At 68.8% G+C, this 22010-nt stretch carries 28 protein-coding genes, 1 tRNA gene, 1 other RNA gene and 1 pseudogene; 15 read left to right on the forward strand and 16 right to left on the reverse strand.

What is annotated here, in order from left to right:
- The first annotated feature begins 32 nt into the window (after positions 1-32).
- A complete protein-coding gene (locus tag IG04_RS0134665) occupies positions 33-965 on the forward strand; it encodes a cobalamin biosynthesis protein (RefSeq protein WP_030480967.1) in 933 nt (310 codons plus the stop codon).
- On the opposite strand, the gene IG04_RS0134670 is transcribed toward IG04_RS0134665, so the two are convergent.
- The 4 genes from IG04_RS0134670 to IG04_RS0134685 form a co-directional block, all read right to left on the reverse strand.
- Positions 873-1691, reverse strand: a complete 819-nt coding sequence (locus IG04_RS0134670; protein ID WP_051771279.1) for an SURF1 family cytochrome oxidase biogenesis protein — start codon at positions 1689-1691, stop codon at positions 873-875. The genes IG04_RS0134665 and IG04_RS0134670 overlap by 93 nt on opposite strands.
- Before the next feature lie 21 nt (positions 1692-1712).
- Positions 1713-2267 (reverse strand): PIN domain-containing protein, encoded by a 555-nt coding sequence (locus IG04_RS0134675; RefSeq protein WP_030480969.1) that lies wholly within the window; start codon positions 2265-2267, stop codon positions 1713-1715.
- Entirely contained in the window at positions 2268-2729 is a 462-nt protein-coding gene (locus IG04_RS0134680; protein WP_030480970.1) for a helix-turn-helix domain-containing protein, read from the reverse strand.
- 124 nt (positions 2730-2853) lie between these two features.
- Positions 2854-3306, reverse strand: coding sequence for a low molecular weight protein-tyrosine-phosphatase (locus tag IG04_RS0134685; RefSeq protein ID WP_030480971.1), 453 nt, complete (start codon positions 3304-3306; stop codon positions 2854-2856).
- 84 nt (positions 3307-3390) lie between these two features.
- On the opposite strand from IG04_RS0134685, the gene IG04_RS0134690 reads away from it, so the two are divergent.
- Genes IG04_RS0134690 through IG04_RS0134705 form a run of 4 tightly spaced genes read left to right on the forward strand, consistent with a single transcriptional unit; the run spans position 3391 to position 6184 of the window.
- Positions 3391-3597, forward strand: a complete 207-nt coding sequence (locus IG04_RS0134690; RefSeq protein WP_030472678.1) for a hypothetical protein — start codon at positions 3391-3393, stop codon at positions 3595-3597.
- Between the two features lie 36 nt (positions 3598-3633).
- A complete protein-coding gene (gene cobC / locus IG04_RS0134695) occupies positions 3634-4629 on the forward strand; it encodes an Rv2231c family histidinol phosphate aminotransferase CobC (protein WP_030480972.1) in 996 nt (331 codons plus the stop codon).
- A complete protein-coding gene (locus IG04_RS0134700; protein ID WP_030480973.1) occupies positions 4626-5450 on the forward strand; it encodes a Nif3-like dinuclear metal center hexameric protein in 825 nt (274 codons plus the stop codon). Before cobC ends, IG04_RS0134700 begins: the two co-directional genes overlap by 4 nt.
- Positions 5447-6184 (forward strand): zinc ribbon domain-containing protein, encoded by a 738-nt coding sequence (locus IG04_RS0134705; RefSeq protein WP_030480974.1) that lies wholly within the window; start codon positions 5447-5449, stop codon positions 6182-6184. The genes IG04_RS0134700 and IG04_RS0134705 overlap by 4 nt, the downstream gene beginning before the upstream one ends.
- A gap of 80 nt (positions 6185-6264) precedes the next feature.
- Here IG04_RS0134705 and IG04_RS0134710 read toward each other — a convergent pair whose 3' ends face one another.
- Positions 6265-6810, reverse strand: a complete 546-nt coding sequence (locus tag IG04_RS0134710; protein ID WP_030480975.1) for a hypothetical protein — start codon at positions 6808-6810, stop codon at positions 6265-6267.
- A gap of 114 nt (positions 6811-6924) precedes the next feature.
- On the opposite strand from IG04_RS0134710, the gene IG04_RS0134715 reads away from it, so the two are divergent.
- The 5 genes from IG04_RS0134715 (at position 6925) to IG04_RS0134735 (ending at position 11250) form a co-directional block, all read left to right on the forward strand.
- Positions 6925-7479: a TetR/AcrR family transcriptional regulator gene (locus IG04_RS0134715; RefSeq protein WP_030480976.1), complete on the forward strand. Its 555-nt coding sequence runs from the start codon at positions 6925-6927 to the stop codon at positions 7477-7479.
- A 225-nt stretch (positions 7480-7704) separates the two neighbouring features.
- A complete protein-coding gene (locus tag IG04_RS0134720; RefSeq protein ID WP_030480977.1) occupies positions 7705-8841 on the forward strand; it encodes a sensor histidine kinase in 1137 nt (378 codons plus the stop codon).
- The gene (locus IG04_RS0134725; protein ID WP_030480978.1) at positions 8838-9509 is read left to right on the forward strand and encodes a response regulator; all 672 of its coding nucleotides are present in this window, start codon (positions 8838-8840) and stop codon (positions 9507-9509) included. Before IG04_RS0134720 ends, IG04_RS0134725 begins: the two co-directional genes overlap by 4 nt.
- 95 nt (positions 9510-9604) lie before the next feature.
- Positions 9605-10276 carry a DUF2306 domain-containing protein gene (locus IG04_RS0134730; protein ID WP_030480979.1) on the forward strand — a complete coding sequence of 224 codons (672 nt, stop codon included), beginning with the start codon at positions 9605-9607 and terminating at the stop codon, positions 10274-10276.
- Positions 10273-11250 (forward strand): NAD(P)-dependent alcohol dehydrogenase, encoded by a 978-nt coding sequence (locus IG04_RS0134735; protein ID WP_030480980.1) that lies wholly within the window; start codon positions 10273-10275, stop codon positions 11248-11250. The genes IG04_RS0134730 and IG04_RS0134735 overlap by 4 nt, the downstream gene beginning before the upstream one ends.
- Positions 11251-11674: 424 nt before the next feature.
- Here the strand turns inward: IG04_RS0134735 and IG04_RS44505 are convergent, their stop codons facing one another.
- From IG04_RS44505 to IG04_RS0134770, 7 genes are all read right to left on the reverse strand, one after another.
- Positions 11675-12121, reverse strand: a complete 447-nt coding sequence (locus tag IG04_RS44505) for a copper resistance CopC family protein (RefSeq protein WP_051771280.1) — start codon at positions 12119-12121, stop codon at positions 11675-11677.
- The gene (locus IG04_RS0134745) at positions 12118-12726 is read right to left on the reverse strand and encodes a YcnI family protein (protein ID WP_030480982.1); all 609 of its coding nucleotides are present in this window, start codon (positions 12724-12726) and stop codon (positions 12118-12120) included. The genes IG04_RS44505 and IG04_RS0134745 overlap by 4 nt, the downstream gene beginning before the upstream one ends.
- 69 nt (positions 12727-12795) lie before the next feature.
- The gene (locus tag IG04_RS0134750) at positions 12796-13380 is read right to left on the reverse strand and encodes a hypothetical protein (protein ID WP_051771284.1); all 585 of its coding nucleotides are present in this window, start codon (positions 13378-13380) and stop codon (positions 12796-12798) included.
- Between the two features lie 11 nt (positions 13381-13391).
- Positions 13392-13826, reverse strand: coding sequence for a hypothetical protein (locus IG04_RS0134755; protein ID WP_051771286.1), 435 nt, complete (start codon positions 13824-13826; stop codon positions 13392-13394).
- Between the two features lie 86 nt (positions 13827-13912).
- Positions 13913-14593, reverse strand: coding sequence for a PucR family transcriptional regulator (locus tag IG04_RS0134760; RefSeq protein ID WP_084402056.1), 681 nt, complete (start codon positions 14591-14593; stop codon positions 13913-13915).
- Positions 14581-15771, reverse strand: a complete 1191-nt coding sequence (locus IG04_RS0134765; protein WP_030480986.1) for a sensor histidine kinase — start codon at positions 15769-15771, stop codon at positions 14581-14583. The genes IG04_RS0134760 and IG04_RS0134765 overlap by 13 nt, the downstream gene beginning before the upstream one ends.
- On the reverse strand, positions 15752-16405 hold the full coding sequence (locus IG04_RS0134770) for a response regulator transcription factor (RefSeq protein WP_030480987.1): 654 nt from the start codon (positions 16403-16405) through the stop codon (positions 15752-15754). Before IG04_RS0134770 ends, IG04_RS0134765 begins: the two co-directional genes overlap by 20 nt.
- Positions 16406-16546: 141 nt before the next feature.
- On the opposite strand from IG04_RS0134770, the gene IG04_RS43235 reads away from it, so the two are divergent.
- Together IG04_RS43235 and IG04_RS0134780 are read left to right on the forward strand one after the other, a co-directional pair.
- Positions 16547-16918 carry a peptidase inhibitor family I36 protein gene (locus IG04_RS43235; protein ID WP_051771290.1) on the forward strand — a complete coding sequence of 124 codons (372 nt, stop codon included), beginning with the start codon at positions 16547-16549 and terminating at the stop codon, positions 16916-16918.
- 92 nt (positions 16919-17010) lie between these two features.
- Entirely contained in the window at positions 17011-18630 is a 1620-nt protein-coding gene (locus IG04_RS0134780; protein WP_159460509.1) for an alpha/beta hydrolase, read from the forward strand.
- A 94-nt stretch (positions 18631-18724) separates the two neighbouring features.
- Here IG04_RS0134780 and IG04_RS0134785 read toward each other — a convergent pair whose 3' ends face one another.
- On the reverse strand, positions 18725-18934 hold the full coding sequence (locus IG04_RS0134785) for a hypothetical protein (protein ID WP_030480990.1): 210 nt from the start codon (positions 18932-18934) through the stop codon (positions 18725-18727).
- Between the two features lie 19 nt (positions 18935-18953).
- Positions 18954-19147, reverse strand: a pseudogene (locus IG04_RS48410) (IS3 family transposase); the annotation flags it as partial.
- 34 nt (positions 19148-19181) lie between these two features.
- Between IG04_RS48410 and IG04_RS45860 the strand changes: the two are divergent.
- Positions 19182-19556: a hypothetical protein gene (locus IG04_RS45860; protein WP_030480992.1), complete on the forward strand. Its 375-nt coding sequence runs from the start codon at positions 19182-19184 to the stop codon at positions 19554-19556.
- Here the strand turns inward: IG04_RS45860 and IG04_RS0134800 are convergent.
- Positions 19535-19620, reverse strand: a tRNA-Leu gene (locus tag IG04_RS0134800). The genes IG04_RS45860 and IG04_RS0134800 overlap by 22 nt on opposite strands.
- Positions 19621-19685: 65 nt before the next feature.
- On the opposite strand from IG04_RS0134800, the gene IG04_RS0134805 reads away from it, so the two are divergent.
- Entirely contained in the window at positions 19686-20747 is a 1062-nt protein-coding gene (locus IG04_RS0134805; protein ID WP_030480993.1) for a bifunctional RNase H/acid phosphatase, read from the forward strand.
- A 170-nt stretch (positions 20748-20917) separates the two neighbouring features.
- Here the strand turns inward: IG04_RS0134805 and IG04_RS0134810 are convergent, their stop codons facing one another.
- Positions 20918-21439 carry an NAD(P)H-dependent oxidoreductase gene (locus IG04_RS0134810; RefSeq protein ID WP_030480994.1) on the reverse strand — a complete coding sequence of 174 codons (522 nt, stop codon included), beginning with the start codon at positions 21437-21439 and terminating at the stop codon, positions 20918-20920.
- A 175-nt stretch (positions 21440-21614) separates the two neighbouring features.
- Between IG04_RS0134810 and rnpB the strand changes: the two genes are divergently transcribed.
- Positions 21615-22006, forward strand: an RNA gene (gene rnpB / locus IG04_RS44510) — RNase P RNA component class A.
- Positions 22007-22010: the final 4 nt, after the last annotated feature.

The following is a 22010-nucleotide window of genomic DNA, read 5'->3' on the forward strand; positions in this document are numbered from 1 at the left end:
TACCGTGCCTTCGACGAGCTGGGGAGGATGCCGTGGGTGCGGGGCGCGCGTTGGGGTTGTTGCTGGGCGTGGCCGCGGACGCGGTGTTCGGTGATCCACGCCGATTTCACCCGGTAGCGGCATTCGGTTCGTCCGCCGCGGCCCTCGAGAAGCGGCTGTACGCCGACTCGCAGGCCGCCGGAGCCGTCTATTCCGCCGTGCTGGTCGGCGGCACCGTGGCTCTGGGAGTGGCGGTGGACCGGGCCTCGCGCAAGCACTGGCTGCTGCAGACGGCGACCACCGCTCTGGCGACCTGGACGGTGCTCGGCGGCAACTCGCTGGCCACCGAGGGCACGTCGATGGGCCGGGAGCTGGCCGACGGAGACCTCGACGCGGCCCGGACGAGGCTGCCGAGCCTGTGCGGCCGTGACGCGGCCAGGCTGGACACCACGGGCCTGGCACGCGCGACCGTGGAGTCCGTGGCCGAGAACACCTCGGACGCCGTCGTGGCGCCGCTGTTCTGGGGCGCGGTCGCCGGCGTGCCCGGCCTGCTGGGCTACCGGGCGGCCAACACCCTGGACGCGATGGTCGGCCACAGGTCCCCGCGCTACCTGCGGTTCGGCTGGGCATCGGCCCGCCTGGACGACCTGCTGAACCTGGTGCCGTCACGCCTCGCGGCCCTGCTGACGGTCGGCGGCGCACCCGTCGTCGGCGGCTCGGCCTCGCAGGCACTGGAGACCTGGCGCCGTGACGCGTCAGCGCACCCGTCGCCCAACGCGGGCCAGGTGGAGGCGGCCTTCGCGGGCGCCCTGGAGATCAGGCTGGGCGGCCGCACCGTCTACTCGCACGGCGTGGAAGAGCGCCCGGTCCTCGGCCACGGCCGCAGCCCGGACTCAGGTCACGTGACGCGTGCGGTGGAGCTGTCCAGGGTCGTGGGCTTCGGCGCCGGCTTCGTCAGCGCCGTCATCGCCCTCTTCCGCAAGTAGCTCGGCGATCGACTTCTTCTTTTTCCTGCCCTCGTAGAGCACGCCACCCGGCCGCGCCTCACGGATCGTGAAGTACAGCCAGCCGCCGACCGCCATCACGCCGAACGCGATCCACTGCAGCGCGTAGGAGAAGAACGGCCCGGACTCGATCCGGGGCAGCGGCAACGTGTCCAGCGCACCGGGCTGGTCCTCGATCAGCTGGTAGTAGCCAGGCTGGATACCGGGCCCGACCGCGTTGTTGTTGATCGAGTAGATCTGCTTGCGGCCGTCCTGCTCGAACGCGGGCTGGTCGTTCGACTCGTTGTGCCTGGCGAGCCCGATGAGCGTGACCTCGCCGCTGGGCGGTGCGTCGAAGCTCGGCGGCTTGATGCCGTTGATCGGCCGCACGTACCCGCGGTCGATGAGGATCTTGTGGCCCGTGGTGGTCTCGAACGGCGTGATGACCTCGAACGCCGCCTCGCCCTGGACGGTGCGCAGCCGCGCAAGCGCTTCCAGTTCCGGCAGGTAGCGGCCCTTGATCTCGACCTTCTGCCACTCGTCGTGCTTCGCGCCGAACGGGGCGGGCTCGCTCTTCAGCGACTTGGTGATGGCGGAGTTCTGCTCCTGGCGTTCGTCGTTGCGCCCGAACTGCCACGGCGACAGGAGGTAGACGCAGGCACCCGCGAACACCCAGACGGCCAGGGTCAGCGCCAGCCAGCCCGGCTTGAGGAGGAACTTGAACCGCACGTCCTCACGGTAGATGACCGGTCAGAGCGCCCTGAGCGCGGCCACTGACTGCACCAACCCGCAGCGTTCCAGCGACGCGAGGACGTCCCCTAGCGTGCCCGGAGGGTTGCGCCACGAGTTCGCGATCTGCTGGACGCAGCTCCACACGACCTTGGCGTCGAGCCCGATCTGGTCGCTGACGAAGTCGTCCGCGGACACGGGCTCGATGTCCCACTGTCGCAGAATCTCTTCCGGGAAGTCCTTGAGGTTGTCGGTCACGATCACCTGAGCACGGGCCCGGATCGCGGCAGCGAGTACATGACGGTCGTCGGGGTCCGGGAGGTCCAGCGTGTGGATCAGCGGTTCGTACCCGTCGACCAAGCAGTCGCGGACGGCTCTCACCATCAGGACTCGCGTGCGGTCGAGCAGGTCGTCCGCTGCACCGGGCCGGTTCTTGCGAACGTTCCTGAACACCTCGTCCAGGATCTGGTCTGTCCACTTCGCCTGGACGAGACCAGCTGCCGCGATTCGGATGAGCAGATCGCGAAGCGTGCTCGGGTAGAGGACGTTCGCGTCGTAGAGGACGACGAAGCTCACTCAGGCCATGCCCATCTCTTGCGTGAGCGACGACAACTCGTCCGCAGCCTGCCTCCTGCGCTGATCGTCGTTTCGCAGATATTCCGTCAGGGACGCGGCCTTGATCCGGCGGTGCTTGCCGACTTTCCGGTACTCGATCGCACCGGCGTCGAGCAGACCGATCAGGTATGGCCGGGAGACGTTGAGCAGGTCGGCCGCCTGCTGAGTGGTCAGCTCCGCGTCAACGGGGACCACGACCACCCCGTGTCCTGCGGCCATGTAGGCGAGCACCTGCGTGAAGACCTCGACGGCGGCTCGCGGCAGCGTCAGCACTTCGTCGTCATCCTCGGTCCGCACACGGACCAGGTCCGCGTCATCGTCCTCCCGGTGGAGGCTCAAGTACGCCTTGACCGTGGGCAATGCCGCATCGGCTGTGACGACGTCCCCACTGTCAGGCTGTACCGGCTGCAGTGCTGCACTCATCTGCACACACCTCCCTGATCGAAGTATCCGCAGTATTCGAAGCAAACGCAACGTGCTATCGGGCGTACCGAGTCACAAAGCCCGCGAGCCCAAGGTCACGGCTTCCTGAAGAACAGCTTCGTCCTCACAGCCGCTCGCGGACCCACGCGACCAACCCGGGCATAGCCGCCTCGATCATCACCAGCACCTCGGTGAACCCGGCGTCGTCGCCGTAGTACGGGTCCGGCACGTCCACGTCGTCGGCGTCCGGATCAAACGAACGGAGCAGCCGCACGCGGCCGGGATCGACCATTCGGTGCAACGCGCGGGCGTGACCGGAGTCGAGTGCCACCAGCAGATCGGCGTCCAGGTGCTCGGCGCCGACCTGCGCGGCCACGTGGTCGACGGGATAGCCGTTGTCCGCCAACGTCTTCAGCGAACGCGGGTCGGCCGGGTCGCCGACGTGCCATCCACCGGTTCCGGCACTGGACACCTGGACCTTCGAGGACAATCCTTCCCGGGACAGCCACTCTCGGAACACGAGCGCTGCCACGGGGGACCGGCAGATGTTGCCGGTGCAGACGAACGAGACGTGCATGTCGCGCAGCCTATGTGGTGCCGCCGCACGGTAACGCTCAAGCGCTGTCGCAAGATGTATGGACAAACGACATGGAGGCCGCCCATGCAGACAGGTACCGACGTGCCCCCGCAACGGGAGATCATCGGGTGCACCGATGCCCTCGGGCGCCGTCGTGCGTTCGAGGTGTACCTCAACGAGAAGGGTCGAGTCTGCTTCCGCACCCCGCCCGGTGAGTCCGCGCAGCTCGACGCGTTCCAGCTGGATGAGCTGATCAGCCACCTCACCGAGCTCCGCCGCTACATGCAGTGACGTGCCTGTCTGAGCCGGTCGCCTAGAATTCCGGCGATGACCAGCCCAGACCTGCGCCACCACGGTGACGTCGACGCCGCACCAGGCCTCGCCGACTTCGCCGTCAACGTGCGGGTGCCGCACCCGCCCGATTGGCTGCGCGACCGGCTGGCCGCGGCGCTCGGCGAACTCGGGCGTTATCCCTCGAAGCTCGCCGAAGAACGTGCTCGTGAGGCCGTCGCACGCCGGCACGGGCGCTCTCCGGACGAGGTTCTGCTGCTCAACGGTGCCGCTGAGGGCTTCGCGCTACTGCCGAAGCTCGCGCCGCGCCGTGCCGCGATCGTCCACCCCGGGTTCACCGAACCCGAGGTGGCCTTTCGCGATGCCGGAATTCCGGTCGACCACGTGCTGCTCGACGGCGACTTCCGCCTGCGGGACGTGACTTCGGACGCCGACCTCACCGTCATCGGCAACCCCACGAACCCGACGTCCGTGCTGCACGAGGCCGCCGCGCTCAAGGCGTTGCCCGGCCGGGTGGTCGTCGACGAGGCGTTCATGGACGCCGTCCCCGGCGAGCCCGAGTCGCTCGCGCACGACGCTGACGTGCTGGTGCTGCGCAGCCTGACCAAGACCTGGGGCCTCGCGGGGCTGCGCGCCGGCTACTTCCTCGGTGACCCGGAGACTCTCGCGAGGCTCGCGCACGGCCGTCCGCATTGGCCCGTGGGCAGTCTCACGCTGGAAGCGATCACGGCGTGCTGCGAACCGGAGGCGCTCGAACAGTCCGCGCGGTTCGCGCTGGAGGCCGAGCAGTACGCCGCGCATGCGTTGGAACAGCTCCAAGACCTCGTCGTCGTTGCGCCGAAAGGGCCGTTCCTGCTGATCAGGGCACCGCGAGGCGCGCGGCAGGCGTTGCGGGACAAGGGGATCGCGGTGCGGCGCTGCGACACGTTCCCAGGGCTCGATGACACGTACCTGCGCGTGGCGATCCGGCCGCCGGAGGAGTTCGCGGTGTTCGTGGACGCGTTGCGCGTCGTGATGGAGGAACTGGCGTGAAGCTCGCCGACGTGATCGCGGTCCTGGAGTCCGCGTATCCGCCGAAGACCGCCGAGACGTGGGACGCGGTCGGCCTGGTCTGCGGTGATCCGCAGGAGGAGGTCACCAGGGTCCTGGTCTGCGTCGACCCGACGTCGTCCACTGTGGACGAGGCGGTCGAACGGGGCGCGCAGCTCGTGCTCGCGCACCACCCGCTGCTCCTCAAGGGCGTCAACGGTGTTCCGGCCGACGACCCCAAGGGTGCGTTGGTGCACAAGCTGATCCGCAACGGCGCCGCCCTGTACTGCGCGCACACCAACGCCGATTCGGCGCTGCCGGGTGTTTCGGACGCGCTCGCGAAGGCCATCGGGCTCACCGTCACCGGCCCGCTCGAACCGGCCGAGCCCGAGGGCACGGGCCTCGGCCGCGTCGGGGAACTGGCGGAACCCGAGCCGCTCAGGGCGTTCGCCCAGCGGGTGGCCGCCGCGCTGCCCGCCACCGTGCAGGGCGTCCGGGCGGCGGGAGACCCGGAACGCCTGATCAGACGGGTCGCGGTGTGCGGCGGCGCGGGCGACAGCTTCCTGGACGCGGTCAAGCACGCGGGCGTCGACGCCTACGTCACGGCAGACCTGCGGCACCACCCGGTGAGCGAGCACATCGAGTCCGGCGGGCCCGCGTTGGTCGACGTCGCGCACTGGGCCAGCGAGTGGCCGTGGTGCGAGCAGGCGGCGGAGATTCTGCGGGCGGCCTTCGGCGGTAGGGTCGACGTACTCGTCTCCACCCGCCGGACCGACCCGTGGACCGTCGGTGCGACGAGCACAGCAGTAGGAGGACATGCGTGAAAGCCGATCCCGCAGTGCAGCGCAGGCTGCTCGACCTGGCCACGGTCGATGCCGAACTGGCGCGTGTCACCCACCGTCGCCGCACGCTGCCCGAGATCGCGGAGATCACCGAGGCCGAGCAGCAGGTGCGCGCCAAGCAGGACGCGCTGGTGGCCGTAGAGACGATGCTCACCGACCTCGACCGCGACGTGAAGCGCCAGGAGACCGAGATCGACCAGGTCCGCGCCCGTGGTGAGCGCGACCGCAAGCTGTTGCAGTCCGGTTCGGTGGGCGCCAAGCAGCTCACCGACCTCGAACACGAACTCGCCACCATCCAGCGCCGCCAGGGCATCCTCGAGGACGACCTGCTGGAGCTGATGGAACGCCGCGAGGCCGTCGACGCCGACGCATCCTTCGCGCGCGTGGAGCTCGACAAGGCCCGCGCGACCCTGAAGGACGCCGCCGGCCGCCGTGACCAGGCCCTCGCCGACCTGGAAGCGACCGAGAGCCGCCGTACCGCCGACCGTTCGACGATGGCCAAGGGCTTCCCGGACGACCTGCTGAAGGCCTACGACCGTCAGCGCGAGCAGCGCGGCATCGGCGCCGCGCCGTTCCAGTCGCGCCGGTGCGGGGCGTGCCGGATCGAGCTGGACAGCGGCGCGGTGTCCAAGCTGAAGGAAGCGGCGGCGGACGAGATCGTGCGCTGTGATGAGTGCGGCGCGATCCTGGTCCGCATCGCGGAGCCCAGGGCCTGAGTCGCTGGACGAACGTGGGCCCGGCAGAAACCTTTCTGCCGGGCCTTTTCGTCCTTTCGACGGTGGTTCTGTGGATACGTCTATCGCGCGCGCCGCAGCCGCAGCGCCGAGACGAGGAAGAACACGCCACCGATCGCCGCGTAGCCCGCGAGGTTGCGCAACGTCGCGTCCGCGGCACTCGCCTGCAGGAAGAACGACGTCCCGGCGAGCGTCGAGATCGCACCGCTGATGATCATCGGCCACTGCCCGCCGAGGCTCCGGCGCACGAGACCGGCGGCGAGCTGCGTCACGCCGGACACGACAGCCCAGACGCCCCACACCTGCAGGACCGCAGGGATACCCGACGTCACCGCGAACGCCAGCCCCGCCGCCGCGAGCGTACTGACCGCGATGTTGGTGTAGAGGGCCACGGAGGCCCGTCCAGCGCGTGCCGCACGGCTGTCGACGACGATCGCGGCCACGTCGAAGAGCGGGTAGAGCACCAGCAACGTGCCGCTGACCGGCCCGATCTCCGTCGCGGTGAGGAACAGCAGCGCCGCCCACACGACCGCGAACCCGAAGCGGACCAGGTAGAGCGTGCGGAGGGCGGGAGCGAGGCCTGCGGGTGACGCTGCGTCGATGCTCACGAGGTGTCCTTGAAGTAGGGAGAACGTTCTTTCTACTTCGACAGTGTCAGCCGACTGCGGACCTTGTCAAGACCGAACGTTCTCTCTGTTAGCGTCGGAAGGGTGACCCGCACCGTGTCCGACGCCAGGAACCGCCTGCTGGGAACGGCCAGCCGGCTGTTCTACGCGGAGGGACTGCACTCCGTCGGAGTCGACCGCATCCTCGCCGAGGCGAAGGTGACCCGCGCGACGATGTACCGCCACTTCGCCGGCAAGGAGGACCTCGTCCTCGAGTACCTGACCGAGGCCGACAAGGCGACTCGCCGCAACGTCGAGGCGGGCGTGGCAGCGGCGGCGGACGACGCGGACGCCGTGCGTTCCGTCGCGAGGGGAATCGCCGCGCACATCCGCCTGGAAGAGTTCCGCGGTTGCGCCTTCCTCAACGCCGCGGCGGAGTACGCCGACCCCGAACACCCGGTGCACAAGGCGGTTCTGGCGCACCGCCAATGGTTCCTCGACACCGTCACCGCCCTGCTCGCCCGTGTCGGGAACGCTCCTGCGGAGCGCGATGGCAGGCATTTCGTGATGCTGCGCGACGGCGCGATGGCGGCCGGCTGCCTCTCAGATCCGGATCCGATCGGTGACACCCTCCTTGAAGCGGTGGAAGGCATTCTCCGAGGGCGCGGCTGACCTCAGGGCCGGCTTGCGATTTCGTGACCGCGAGGCTGAGATCGGCTCGGGTGACTTCATGATCGCCGCGTCGGGCCACGACGCGTGGACGGTCGGCGAGGAAGCCTGCGTCATGATCGACTGGCAGGGCATGGACGACAGCGTCGGCGGCTCGCGCTCGGCGACGGGCCGGGCCTCGTACTTTGGACGGATCTGTCCTGGTGCCGGCTCTCGTACGATGAGGACGTGTTCGCCCTTCTGCGGTCGGTGTGGGATGAGCCCCGGCCGGTGCGTGCGGCGGCGCGGCTGTGGTGGGACTGGGTGCTGGTCGCCGTGCTCCCGCCGGTTGCGGTGATCGAGGCGTTGCTGCGGCCGGACCTGAGCTCGCGGGCCGGCTCGCTGGTCCTGGCGGTGGGGCTGCTGCCGCTGTTGTTGCTGCGCCGGAGCAGGCCGCTGTTCGTGGTCGCCGTCGCGTTCGGCGTGGCCGCGGTCGCCTCGCTGGTGCTCGGGGGCGAATCCGAGCTCGCCGTGATGGTGTACATGGTGCTCTTCCCGTTCTCACTGTTCCGGTGGGGTTCCGGGCGCGAAGCGGTGATCGGGCTGGCGATCATGGTCGGCAAGGTCGGGCTGTCTGCGGCGCTCGGCTTCATCAGCGTGGGGGAGGCGGTGGGCGGCGGCGCTGTTCTCGGGGCGGCGTGCGCCCTCGGTGCCGCGGTGCGGTACCGGGGACGGGCGCGGGCACGGGAGCTCGACCAGGTCAAGCTGCTGGAACGGGAGCGGCTGGCACGGGACCTGCACGACACGGTGGCGCACCACGTGTCGGCGATGGCGATCCGGGCCCAGGCGGGGCTCGCGACGGTGGCGTCGCGGCCTGAGGCGGCGATCGAGGCGCTCGCCCTGATCGAATCGGAAGCGTCGCGGGCGCTCGCCGAGATGCGCACGATGGTGCGAGCCCTGCGCCACAACGAACCCGCGGACCTGGCACCCAGCCCGAACGTCGCCGACATCGAACGGCTCGCGAGCCCCGGCCGGCCTGGACCCGAGGTCGACGTGCGGATCGACGGGGCCGTCGGCGACCTCCCGAGATCGGTGGGGACCGCGATCTATCGGCTCACCCAGGAATCGGTCACCAACGCGCGGAAGCATGCCCGGCACGCCACCCGCATCGAGGTGCGGGTCACCGTCGGCGACTCGTCGGTCCGTCTCCGGGTGAGCGACGACGGCGACACCGGCAGCCTCCGCGGCACCTCGGCGCAGGGGCACGGGCTGATCGGCATGACGGAACGCGCCGGCCTGCTCGGCGGCAGTTGTGAGGCGGGCCCGAACCCCGGCCGGGGCTGGACCGTGACCGCCGTGCTGCCGCTCACCGGGTCGGCCGCATGAGCGTCCGGGTCATCGTCGCCGACGACCAGGAGATCGTCCGCACAGGACTCTCGATGATCCTCGACGCCCAGCCGGGCATCGAGGTCGTCGGCCAGGCACCGGACGGACTGCAGGCCGTGGAACTGGCCCGCCGGCTGCGGCCGGACGTGTGCCTCTTCGACATCCGCATGCCCGGAATCGACGGCATCGAGGCCACTCGCCTGCTCGCCGGGCCCGGCGTCGCCGACCCGCTGGCCGTCGTCGTGATCACCACGTTCGACCTCGACGAGTACGTCTACGCCGCACTGCGTGCGGGCGCCAGGGGTTTCCTGCTCAAGGACGCCGGCGCCGCCCTGCTCGCCCAGGCCGTCCACGCCGCAGCCTCCGGCGACGCCCTGATCGCCCCCAGCGTCACCGCTCGGTTGATCGAGGCTTTCGCGGACACCGGGCCCGCCGGCCGCGCCGGGCAGCCGATCGATCCGCTCACCGAACGGGAGGAGCAGGTCCTCGCCGCCGTCGCGGGTGGGCGCACCAACAGCGAGGTCGCCAAGGACCTCCACATCGCGCTCAGCACCGTCAAGAGCCACATCGCCAGCCTGATGGCCAAGATCGGCGCCAGGAACCGGGTCGAGATCGCCATCTGGGCCTACGAGACCAAGCGCGTCCGGAGTGGACTCCGGCGCCAGTAGCCGAAAGTACGACGAGCGGGTCGGACCATCGGCCGAGATGATCGCGGCCCATGTGCCGATGAGTCGACACCGCCGCAGGCACCACGATCTGGCGTATGGCCTCCTTCACCAAGTCGGACAAGCTCATCCCGGCCGCGATCATCCTGTTCAGCGTCATCCCGGTGCTCGGTGGCGCCCTCCGGCTGGCCGAGCTGGGCGGCGGCGCGGAGATCACACCGGACAACGCGCGGTTCTTCGCCTCGCCCGTGCCCGTGGTGGTGCATGCCGTCACCGTCAGCGTGTACTCCGTCCTCGGTGCCTTCCAGTTCGCTCCGGGCTTCCGCCGCCGCAGACCGGGATGGCACCGGGCGGCAGGACGACTACTGGTCCTTTGTGGACTCATAGGAGCGCTGTCAGGTCTGTGGATGACCGTGTTCTACCCCAAACCCGCCGACGTGGGCGCTCTGCTCACCGGCATCCGGCTGGTGTTCGGCACGGCATGGGCGGCGTTCATCGTCCTCGGGTTCGCCGCCATCCGCCGCCGGGACGTCTCCGGGCACCGCGCCTGGATGATCCGCGGTTTCGCGATCGGGCTCGGCGCCGGCACCCAAGCGGTGACGCTGACCGCGTGGCTGGTGGCCGTCGGCGAGCCCGACCGGCTCAGCAACGCGTTGCTGATGCTCGCCGCCTGGATCGTCAACCTCGCCGTCGCGGAGTGGATCATCCGCCGCCCGGCGTCGCCGACTCGTCCGGCCCGCGCCGGACTCGCGCTCGAGGAGACTCGATGAAGGCAGTCGTCCAGCACCGGTACGGATCGCCGGACGTGCTGGAGTTCCGCGACGTGGAGCCGCCGGCGGCCTCCGGCAACGAGATCCTCGTACGGGTGCACGCGGCCTCGGTCAACGCGTACGACTGGCACGTCATGCGCGGAGACCCCTACCTGGCCCGGCTCACCGGGATCGGAGTCACCGCTCCAAGGAGGAAGATCCGCGGTCGCGACTTCGCGGGCACGGTGGAGGCGGTGGGCAGGGACGTGCGGCGCTTCCGGCCCGGTGACGAGGTGTACGGCGACCTCGGTGCCGCCGACGGAGCGTTCGCCGAGTACGTGTGCGTGTCCGAGGACCTCGTCGAGGCCAAGCCCGCCAACCTGACGTTCGAGCAGGCCGCCGCGGTACCGCTGGCCGGGCACACCGCGTTGAAGGGACTGCGAGACGTCCAGCCGGGACAGCACGTCCTGGTCAACGGAGCGTCCGGAGGCGTGGGCACGTTCGCCGTGCAGATCGCGAAGTCCTTGGGCGCCACGGTGACCGGCGTGTGCCGCACGAGGAACACCGAGCTGGTGGCGTCGCTCGGCGCGGACCACGTCATCGACTACACCGTGGACGACTTCACCAGGAACGGCACGCGCTACGACCTCGTCCTCGATCTGGTCGGCAACCACTCGCTGACCGCGTTGCGGCGTGCGCTCACGCCCGGTGGGACGATCGTGCTGTCCGGCGGGGGAGTGTTCAGCGGCGGCAGCCTCGTCGGGCCCATGTGGCTGATGATCAGGGCGAAGCTGCTGGTCCCGTTCGTCCGCGACCGGCTGCTGGTGCTCACCACGACGCTCGACCGGGAGATCCTCGCGGCGCTGCGGCACCTCGCCGAGTCGGGAGGCTTCACGCCGGTCATCGACCGCACCTACTCGCTGGAGGAGGTGCCCGAGGCCGTCCGCTACGTCGAGACCGAACACGCCCGCGCGAAGGTCGTCATCACTATGTGATCGTGACGCCCTTGCCAGGCCATCGTGGTGTTGATCGAGCGTATGGCGCGGGAGAACGCCGACTGGGGTTACCGCCGTTTCCATGGTGAACTGCTCAAGCTCGGACACCGTGCTGCTGCGGTGTCGTTCGATTCCGTTTTCGTCGACGCTGGGATCGACTCGGGACATGTTTTGGAACCCCACAGGCTGCTGACCACTTCGCACGCGGATCCTCGGTGGGGCGATCAACAAGTAGCGATATGCCGTTTGAACTGCAGCGATGACTTTTCGAGCGACACAGGTCGACCGGCCGGTGGCGCTGCGGGCACGTGCTGTGCTCGCAGCCCACGCACGGCTCGTCGCGGAACGGTGAAGTGGCAGTCGCCGTCCGGTTTCCGGCGGAGGACTCCGGCGGCGGACCGGCACGTCGCAGCGACGCCAGCACTCACCGCGGGTGGCGAGCGAGGCGGAACGCCACGACCAGCATGGCCACTCCGCCGAGTGTCACCACCATCCACACCCACCAGGGCGTGGGCGCGGACCCTCCGAGGAAGAACCGGTACCGACCGGCCAGCACGGTCCCGTCAGGCGGCGTCACCCGATAGCTGACCAGGTACTCGCCGGTGGACGGCAGCAAGCGCAGCGGCACGGTCACCACGGTGTCGTCCACGCCGATCATCGGTTCGCTCCACACCTCGCCACCACCTGTCACGGTGATCGAGTACGGCCCCGCCCCGGCCACCGGCCGGTCGAAAGTCAAGCGAACGCGTTGCGGTGCAACGGAGATCCGCGACTCCGCGTGAGGGCTGGCGTCCCGCAGAGCGGGCTCGGCCGAGGCGGACGGCACCGAGCAGAGGAGCAGCGCGGTCGCGAGGAGTAGCACACGGATCACGAGATCTCCCTGCGGCGAAACAACAGAACGCCTCCGACGGCCAGTACCACGCTGAGGCCCACCAGGCTTGCCACGGCGATCCACGGCACGTTCGCGGCGGACGCGGCGCGTTCGCCGTGGTGTCCTGCGCCGGACGGCTCGGTCAGTGTCACGACAGGAGCTGGGCGGTCCGGCTGGTCGTTCCAGGCCACGGTGCCGCCGTTGGCGAGGAACTGCGTGGTGGGCAGCACGAGCGTGTCCACGTCCGACGGGAGTGGGCCCATCGTGAGGCCGAAGTCCTCGTAGTGTGCGTCGCCACCGGCCAGTTCGCTGCCGGGACGCGCGGTCCACTCGACTGCGGTGACCACGCCGCCCGGACCGCGGCGGACCGTGGGGATCCAGCCTGTCAGCGGACGCGTGCGCGCCGTGGTGATGCCGTGTGCCGGTGGGATCGTGACTTCGATTCGAGTGGTGGCAACGGTTTCCTCGTTGGGCACCCGAAGCACGACAGTGCCGTACCCGCCCTTTTCCGGCGGACTGTCCGGGGTGTGCGCTGTCACGTGCGCGACGGCCGTGCCCGTGCCCAGCACGAACATCGCCACCGAGCACACGAGAAACCTGATCATCACAGCTGCCTCGCGACGGTGAGGGAGGGCTCCGGCGGCGGGGCGCCGGAGCCCTCGGAACAGTGGGAATCAGCAGTTCGCACCGCGTTGCTCAGCCTGCATGTCCCACGGCTGGCCCCTGGTCTGGCCCTCGACCTGGCCGTCCACGTACCAGTAGTAGTGGCCGTACCAGCGATCCTCGAACTGCATCTCCCAGGTGCCCGCCACGCGGGCCTGTTGCTTGGAGACGTAGATGTCCACCCGGGACCTCGGTCCCACTTCCTGGCGGATCTCGTCCGCCTGGGTCTCCGACCAGGACCACTCGCGCTGGAAGCTCGCCTTGATCGACGCCTCGTAGATCTGCCCCAGCTTCACGCCGCCGGAGATCTCGACGCCGAACGTGTTCTTCGTGCCCGTGGTCGCCTCGTAGCGGATGACTCTGGTCTGGTTGAAGTCAGTGCAGTTCGTCGAGCTTCCCGCGAACTGGCGGGGCCCGTTGAAGATCTGCATGCCGCCGCTTGGCTTGAACTTGCAGGAGTTCGCCCAGACGCAGTGCTCGACCAGTTGCTGCGTGGTCGGGGAACCCTGGTGCGTGGCGTTGGCCGCGGGAACGGCGGCGAAGGTCGCCGCGAGCGCCAGCGCCAGCGCGGTCAGAACTCTGGTCCTGTTCGACATGTTCCGGCTCCTCAGCTCAGACCCACGGTGACGGTGCGGTCGCCGGCGAAGGCGAGGTCGGGGTGGTTGTTCCTGAACGGGCCGTGGCGGGAGCCGTCGGACGGATAGAGCCACACCCAGCAGGACGACCACGCCTGTGCCGAGCCGACCTGGTTGCGCCACGGGCTGTCGTTGAGCGCCACGAAGTGGTCGACCTTGTCGTTCTTCGGGCACGGCCTCGGCACCCAGACCGTCAGCCGGTCACCGGTGTAGTCCTGACCGGTGAAGATCCGGGCGCCGATCACGTCGCTACCGCCGCGCACGCTGTCGGGGCCGTTGCAGCTGTATCTCGTCGTGGTGACCGAGTAATCGCAGTTCTGGGCCGCGTGAGCGATTCCGGCCGGAACCATGCCGAGCAGTACCGCGCTGGTGGCGGTCACCGCCGCGAGTTTTCGCTTCAACGTCACTTCGTGAAGACCTTTCGTCCGGTCTTGCAGGGCTGGACCGAAGGTAGGGCTGAGGGCAACGAAGGATCCATGCGCACTTTGACGAATCAGCTGCCGCGAATCGACTCCGCGATCATGGCGATGGCGAGCTGCTGCAGACCCCGGCCCGTTGTCGGGTCCACACCGGTGATCTCGGTGACGCGACCCAGCCGGTAGTTCAGCGTGTTGCGGTGCACGAACAGCTGCTTCGCCGCCTGGTTGCGGTTGCGGTCGGTGTCGATCCACGCCGTGAGCGTGGCCCACAGCAGTGGATACCCGCGCAGTGGCGCGATCATCGCAGCCAGCTGGTCGGCCACGGCACGGTCGCGGGTCGCCGCGTACTCCACCAGCATATCCGTCATCCGGTAGGTGCCACCGGGTCTGCGGCCGGCGGCCAGCAACCGAGCCGTGTCCACCGCTTCCCGGTAGCCCTCGGCGATCTCGGCGACGGGCCGGTGCGCCACCGCGACCCACCCCTCGTTCGGCAGACGCGCACTCAGCCTCCCGAGCGCCGATCTGGTCGACTCCGGATCGACGTCAGCCAGTAATGCGACCACGACGCCGTCGCGGCACGTGAGCAACACATCCGAGCACGGAAAACTCTCCAGACTGCCGTTGGGCAGCTTCAGCACCGCGATCACATAGCGATCCGCGAGGGGGAAATTCAGATCGGAAGCAATCGAATGACCATCGATCAACTGATCAACCATTTCCGCGGCGGAATGCACATGTCCGCTCACGGCGGGCATTTCGCTTGGGTCGGAATCGTGACGACAATGCGAAGTCCGCCCTCGTCGCGCGACCGTGCGTCGACGGACGCGTCGTGCGCCCGCGCGATCGACTCCACAATGGACAATCCGAGCCCACTGCCCTTGACCGCGGCGTCGCGGACGTCGCCGCGGCGGAAGGGCTCGAACAGCTGAGGGATGCTCGCTGCCGGCACCGGTAAGCCTGTGTTGGACACGGTGAGCACGCCGGGCGAGTTCGTGTTGATCCACACCGTGCCACCGGAAACGTTGTGCCTGACCGCGTTCGTCGCGAGGTTGGTCACCAGTTGGAAGAGGAGATCCCGATCGCCGAGCACGGTGGTGCCGGAAAGGTCCGCGTGCATCTCGACCTGCTGTCGCGCCGCCTCGGCACGATGTTGTTCCAGGACCTCGGCGACCACCACGTGCAGCTCGACGGGTTCCCGTCGATCCAGGCCGCGGTCGCTGCGGGCCAGCACGAGGAGTCCGTCGATGAGGCGCTCGATCTGCCGGTTGGCGGTCAGCAACTGTTCCCGTATCCGCGCGGCTTCCGCCGGTGTGGGGTTGTCGGCCAGTCCGATCTGCACCGCGGCCCGCTGAACGGCCAGTGGGGTGCGCAGCTCGTGGGAGGCGTTGGCGACGAACCGCCGTTGGCTGTCGAACGCCGACTCGAGGCGGTCGAGCATGTCGTCGAAGGTCTCGGCCAGTTCCGTGAGCTCGTCGCGCGGCCCCTGCAGCGCCAGCCGCTGGTGCAGGTTGGACGAGGAGAGTCGCCGCGCGGTCGCGATGATCGTGTGCAGAGGACGCAACACGCGGCCCGACAGCCACCAGCCCGCGGCCACGGAGATGAGCGCCACGCCGCACAACGAGAGGGCGGAGACGATGAGCAGCGTGTCCAGCGTCATGGCCTGGATGGTCTCGGCCACCTGCTGAACCTTGGCGTCGGCCTCGGCCGCCGTCGCCGAACCACGCGTCACCCCGTGCGGCAGTCGCTCCGCAGACGTGCTCCCGACCGACGGCGTGTGCGAAGCCTGCTCCACCAGGAACGGGTACTGGCTGCGCATCAGCAGGTAGATCACGGTGAGCAGGAGCGCGCCGCCGCCGGCGAACAAACCGCCGTAGAGCGCCGTCAGCTTGACTCGGACGGTGAACCGCGGCGGCCTAGATGCGGTAGCCGGCACCGGGCACCGTCTCGATCACGGTGGGATCACCGAGCTTGGCTCGCAGCTTGGACATGGCCACCCGGACGGCGTTGGTGAACAGGTCGGTGTGCTCGTCCCAGGCGAGCTCGAGCAGCCGTTCGGTGCTGACCACCGCGCCCTGGGCGCGCATCAGCACCGCCAGCACCGCGAACTCCTTGGGAGTCAGCTCCACCCGCCTGCCTTCGCGGCTGACGTCGTGGTGCGCGACGTCCATGCGCACACCCTTGCGTTCGAGCACCGGCGGAAGCGCGGGCTGGTTGCGCCGCGCCAGGGCGTGCACCCGCGCCACCAGTTCGGGGTACTCGAACGGTTTGGCGAGGTAGTCGTCGGCGCCCAGCCGCAGACCGTCCACTTTGTCCTCCATTGCCCCAGCGGCGGTGAGCATGAGCACCTTGGTGCGGCTGCCCTGCGCGGCGAGCTCGGCGCACACGACGTCACCGTGTTTTCCCGGTAGGTCGCGATCGAGGATGACCACGTCGTAGTCGTGTATCGCGAGCTGTTCCTGCGCGGTGATCCCGTCGTGGACGACATCCACTGCCATGGCCTGCCTGCGCAGGCCCGCCGCCACGAGCTCGGCGAGCGCAACCTCGTCCTCGGCCACCAAAACCCTCATGCGGCGAGTATGCGCACCCCAGGGTTTCCAGAACGTCTCCACTGGTGGAGAGCCTCTGGAAACACCCGTTCGAGTAGACCTGCGGACATCAGGCCAGAGCTGCCTCTCGCCGTCGCATTCCTACCGAACGGGGTTTCCTCCATGTTCCGCAACGTCGCCAGGGTGACCGGCGTGGTCACGCTCGTCGCCGCTCTCGGTCTGTCGCTCAGTGCCGTCAGTCCGGCCGTGGCCGGACCGGAGCAGTGTCCTGAAGGCCACTTCTGCCTGTGGGAGCACGCGGGTTACAAGGGCAGGTTCTTCTCATCCCCCCACGACGTGCCGAATGTCGGCCCCGACATGAACGACAAGTCCACGTCGCACTGGAACCGGATGGACAAGAGGGTCTGCGTGTACGACCACAGCCGTTACCGAGGCCTTCTGGGTTCGTACGGTTCCAACTCCTTCGGCCACATGGACTTCACCCACGACATCATCACGTCCTTCCGCCGAGTGAACGCGGAAGGCCGCTGCTGAGCCACGGAAAGGACGGTCCGCACAAGATCAACCGATACGGAGAACCAGCCATGCGGAAACGACATCGGTCCATCAGGGTGCTGAGTACAGTGATGGCCGCGGGGACCCTGCTCAGCCTGACCACGCCCGTGGCGCAGGGCGAGCAAACAGGTGCTGGCCTGAACCGGTTCTACAGTCAGCGGATCACGTGGGCGGCGTGCGACCAGCCGGTGCCACCGGGAGTCCCGGCCGACTTCTGGAAGCAACAGTGGTCCGGAATGGACTGCGGCACGGTCATGGTGCCGATGGACTATCGCGGTCCGGGCGGTCGCACGCTTGAGATCATCGTGACCAGGGTCAGGGCCAAGGATCCGGCGAAACGACAGGGCGCGCTGCTGACGAATCCCGGCGGTCCCGGCATCACGGGGCTGTTCTTCCCCAAGGGTTTCGCCAGGCTGTCCGCCGCCGCGGAGAGCTTCGACGTCATCGGCTTCGGTCCCAGGGGCACGCGGTTCAACAAGGACGAGTTGCGGTGCGAGGTCCCCGACCAGGCGCCGGACCGGCCGACCCGGCCGACCGACGCGCAACTGGCCGTCATCGCCGAACAGGCACGACAGCAGGAAGAGATGTGTCAGCGCGCGGGCGGTGAGTTGCGCAAGCACGTCACCACCGCGAACACCGCGCGGGACATGGACGTCATCCGCGCCGCCATGGGCGAACGGAAGATCAACTACTACGGCGCCTCGTACGGCACCTACCTCGGTGCCGTCTACGGAAGCCTCTTTCCGAGTAAGCTCAACCGAAGCGTGCTGGACTCCTCCATGCACCCCGACTGGTCCTACTACGAGGCGTCCAAGTCGCAGGCGATCGCGATCAAGGCCAGCGTCGACGCCTGGCTCGCCTGGGTCGCGCAGCGCGACAACGCCTACCACCTCGGCAGGACGGCGACCGAAGTCCACACAGCGCTGGAAAAGCTGCGCGCAGAGCTGGAGCGCACACCGGTGCCCTGGAATGGCGGTCCACCGGACATTCCCGCGGTCGACGGCGACGTGCTGGACCTGATCGTCGGCATGGACGCCCCAGGCCGGCCGAACTGGGACGTCCTCGCCCGGCTCCTCATCCAGTTCCAGGAGGCGTTGCAGACCGGCGCTCTCTCGCCGGACACCGCCGCCGCGCTCAAAATCATGGTCCCGGCCGAACCGAAGACCGCGATCGGTGTGTGGGAAGCCGTGACGTGCGAGCGGGACTGGCCCGCAGACGTCAACGAGTACTACCGGCAGATGCGGATCTTCCGCGAGAAGTACCCCTACGGTGAAGGAGCGATGTCCGCGGCTCCCACCCCGTGCACGTTCCGGAGCTTCACGCCGACGGAACGCCCCGTCGACCTCCAGCGCCGGGGCTATCCACCGGGGCTGGTGCTGCAGGCCGAGTTCGACCCGGCGACGAAGTACGAGGGCGGGCCCGCCATGGCGCGCAAGCTCCGCGACCACCTGATCACCGCGGTCGACGACGGCAGCCACGGCCTCTACATCGGCAACGCCTGCGTCACCAAGCGGGTCGACGACTACCTCCTCCGCGGCGTTCTCCCGTCCAAGCAGTCCACCTGCGCGGGCGCGCCGCGACCGGACGTACCGGCCGACGCACAACCCTCCAGGGCGGACCAGCGCGGCGGATCGCTAGCCGAGCAGCTGAAAGCGCTGGCGGACCGGCATCCGAAGCTGCCGATCGGCTGATCGCGTGGCCGGAACGGGCGGTGCCAGGCTCCGCTGGGCACCGCCCGTTCCGGCCACGAGGGGAGAGACGACGTGACATCGGACTACCGGCAGGTCACGCGGGCGTGACCTGGAACAGCCCGCCACCGGCCCACTCGTTGCCGAAGCTGACCGCGTATGTCGAGGTCACGTTGGACTGCGCGTAGACCTTGTGCGTGGAGTCGACGTGGCCAGGCGTGTCCTCGACCAGGCAGTAGCTGCTCGCCAGTTGACGGGCCCCTACTCGGTGAGGCCTCGGCCGGTCTTGCAGTTGGGTCTGCTGCACCGTTAGGTGACAGTGGTAGTCACGCAGCCTGGCTGGCTGGCGTGGTCATGATTGCTTCGTATTGATGGGGGTCAACCGGCCGAGGGCGGTTTGGCGTCTGCGGCGGTGGCAGGTGCGTTCGATCCAGGTGACGATCGCGGTCCGGAGTTCGTCGCGGGTGGGCCAGGTGCGCCGGTTGAGAACGTTGTTCTGCAGCAAGGCGAAGAAGGGGTCTGTCAATCGAACGGCGAGACCGGCGCGTCCGACCATGCTGCCGCGAGGAACGTCTCACCGACGCGGAAGCGAAGCGAAGCTGCGCCGGTTCCAGGACGCTATCGCGGCGGGAATCGACCCGTCCGCACTCGTAGAGGCGATGAACGAGGCGCAAGAGAAGCGCGCGGCTGCTCAAGCCGAGCTGAACGGGGTGCCGAAACGCGTCGGGCGAAGCGCCGCCGAGATCCACGCCATGATTGATTCGCTCGGCGACGTGAAGAAGGTAATCAGACAGGCGGACCCCGCCGAGCTGCAAAGACTGCACGAGGCGCTGAACGTGGAGATCGTCTACAACGCAACGGCCCGGATGCTCGTTTCGAGCATCCGGGCCGTTGGTAGGGATAAAGCTGGTGTCCGAGGGGGGACTTGAACCCCCACGCCCTTTCGGGCACTAGCACCTCAAGCTAGCGCGTCTGCCATTCCGCCACCCAGACTGATGTGAACAGAATACAGGGCGTCCGGAGGTACCTGAACGCGGGGCTACGATCGGCCCGTGAAGGTGATCGTCGAGGCTGACGGCGGCTCGCGGGGCAACCCCGGTCCGGCCGGGTACGGCGCGGTCGTGCGCGACAAGTTCAGCGGCGAGACGCTGGCCGAGCGCAAGGGGTTCATCGGCGTCGCCACCAACAACGTGGCCGAGTACCAGGGGCTCATCGCCGGGCTCAGGGCCGCGCGCGAGCTGAACGCCGAGACCGTGGACGTGCGGATGGACTCCAAGCTCGTCGTCGAGCAGATGTCCGGGCGCTGGAAGATCAAGCACCCCTCGATGCAGCCCCTCGCGCGGGAGGCGCAGGAGGTGGCGCGTGACTTCCAGAAGATCACGTACGAGTGGATCCCGCGCGAGCGCAACCGGCAGGCGGACAGGCTCGCGAACGAGGCCATGGACGACGAGGCGAAACCCCCACAGGCCGAAGGCGCCAAGCAGCCGCACTGGAGTGGCGCGGCGGGGGAGCCCACGCGGCTGATCCTGTTGCGGCACGGGCAGACGAGGCTGTCGGTCGACCGGCGCTACTCGGGGCGGGGCGACCACCCGCTGACGGAGCTCGGGCTGGAGCAGGCGGAGAGGGCTGCGGCACGTCTCTCCAAAATGGACGGCATCGCGGGCGTCATTTCGTCACCGCTGCAAAGGGCGCAGCAGACGGCGGGAAAGCTCGCGGACAAGATCGGGCTCGAGGTCGTCACCCACCAGGGGCTCATCGAGACCGACTTCGGCACGTGGGAGGGGCTGACGTTCGCCGAGGCGAGCAAGCAGGACCCCGAGGTGCACCGCAGGTGGCTGGGCGACACGTCCGTGAAGCCACCGGACGGCGAGAGCTTCGACGAGGTGCACGCGCGGGTTCGCAAGGCGCGCACGGACATCATCGCGCGGTACGGCGGCAAGACGTTGGTGCTGGTCAGCCACGTCACGCCGATCAAGACGATGCTCCGCCAGGCGCTGGACGTCGGGCCGCAGTTCCTGTTCCGGATGCACCTCGACCTCACCGGGGTGTCGATCGCCGAGTTCTACCCGGACGGGCACGCGTCGGTGAAGCTCGTCAACGACACCTCGCACCTCGGCTGAGGTCAGCGCGCGGAACGGCGGCGCGCCACCAGCAGATCGTCAGTACGGCCAGGACGGCGCCACCGGCCGCCAGTGCCTCGACGCTGGGGGCCGACTGTCACGGCCAAGGCGATGTGGAGCGGTTTCACCATCGGTCCTCCCCAGAGCAGTGTCCCAGGAAGGAGCCGGTGTCAGCCGACCTTGCGCAACCGGGGCGTCAGCGCCGTCGTGAACCGGTCGGCCGCCGCCTCCAGGGCCGCCGCCGCGCCGGGCGTCCCGACGTTCCGGTCCAGCACGAACTCACCGCGTACCACCTGGTCCGCGCCCTTGGCCGCGAGCAACGGGTGCAGCGCGTAGTCCATCGCCACCAGGAAACCCTGGTTGCCGCCCGTCGCCAGCGGCAGCACCGCCCGCCCGCGCAACGCCTTCTTCGGCAGCAGGTCGAGCAACGCCTTCACCAGCCCGCTGTACGCCGCGCGGTACACCGGCGAGGCGACCACGAGGCCGTCCGCGGCCAGCACTCCGCTCACAGCGGCGGAGATCTCCGGATCCCGCAGGTCCTCGGTGAGCAGCGACAACGTGGGTAGGGAGCGCACGTCGAGCAACGACACGCGGTGCCCGGCGGCCCGCAGTTGTTCCTCCACGAACGACACGACGACACCGGTCGGCGCGGAGTGGGAGGGCGCACCGGAGATGATCAGCAGATCGGACATGACAGGGCACTCCCTGAGTTCGCGGCTACGGAGAACACACTCAGAGGAGGCAACACAGGCTTGCTGCCACGCGGCCGTAGTCGACGTGGCGACGTCGTGTCATGGCCGAAGTCAACCAACGTCCGCACCGGTGGACAACCGGTTCCAGCCGCTGGGATATCCTGGTCAGTGCGGATGAGTCGGCAGGGCGGCCGCGGCAGGAGACTGTCGAGGAAAGTCCGGACTCCACAGGGCAGGGTGGTTGTTAACGGCAACCAGGGGCGACCCTCGGGACAGTGCCACAGAAAACAGACCGCCTCGGCGAAAGCCGCGGTAAGGGTGAAACGGTGGTGTAAGAGACCACCAGCGCCCCAGGTGACTGGGGCGGCTAGGTAAACCCCACCCGGAGCAAGGCCAAGAGGGCACCGGATCGCAAGTGAAGGTGCTGCGCGAGCGTTCGAGGGCTGCCCGTCCGATGCTCGCGGGTAGGCCGCTAGAGCCTGTCGGCAACGGCAGGCCCAGATGGATGGCCGCCGACTGGGACCTCGGTCCCATGAACAGGATCCGGCTTACATGCCGGCTCATCCGCCTG

Origin of the sequence: Lentzea albidocapillata (genome assembly GCF_000719115.1) — a bacterium.
GTDB classification, from domain to species: Bacteria; Actinomycetota; Actinomycetes; order Mycobacteriales; family Pseudonocardiaceae; genus Lentzea; species Lentzea albidocapillata.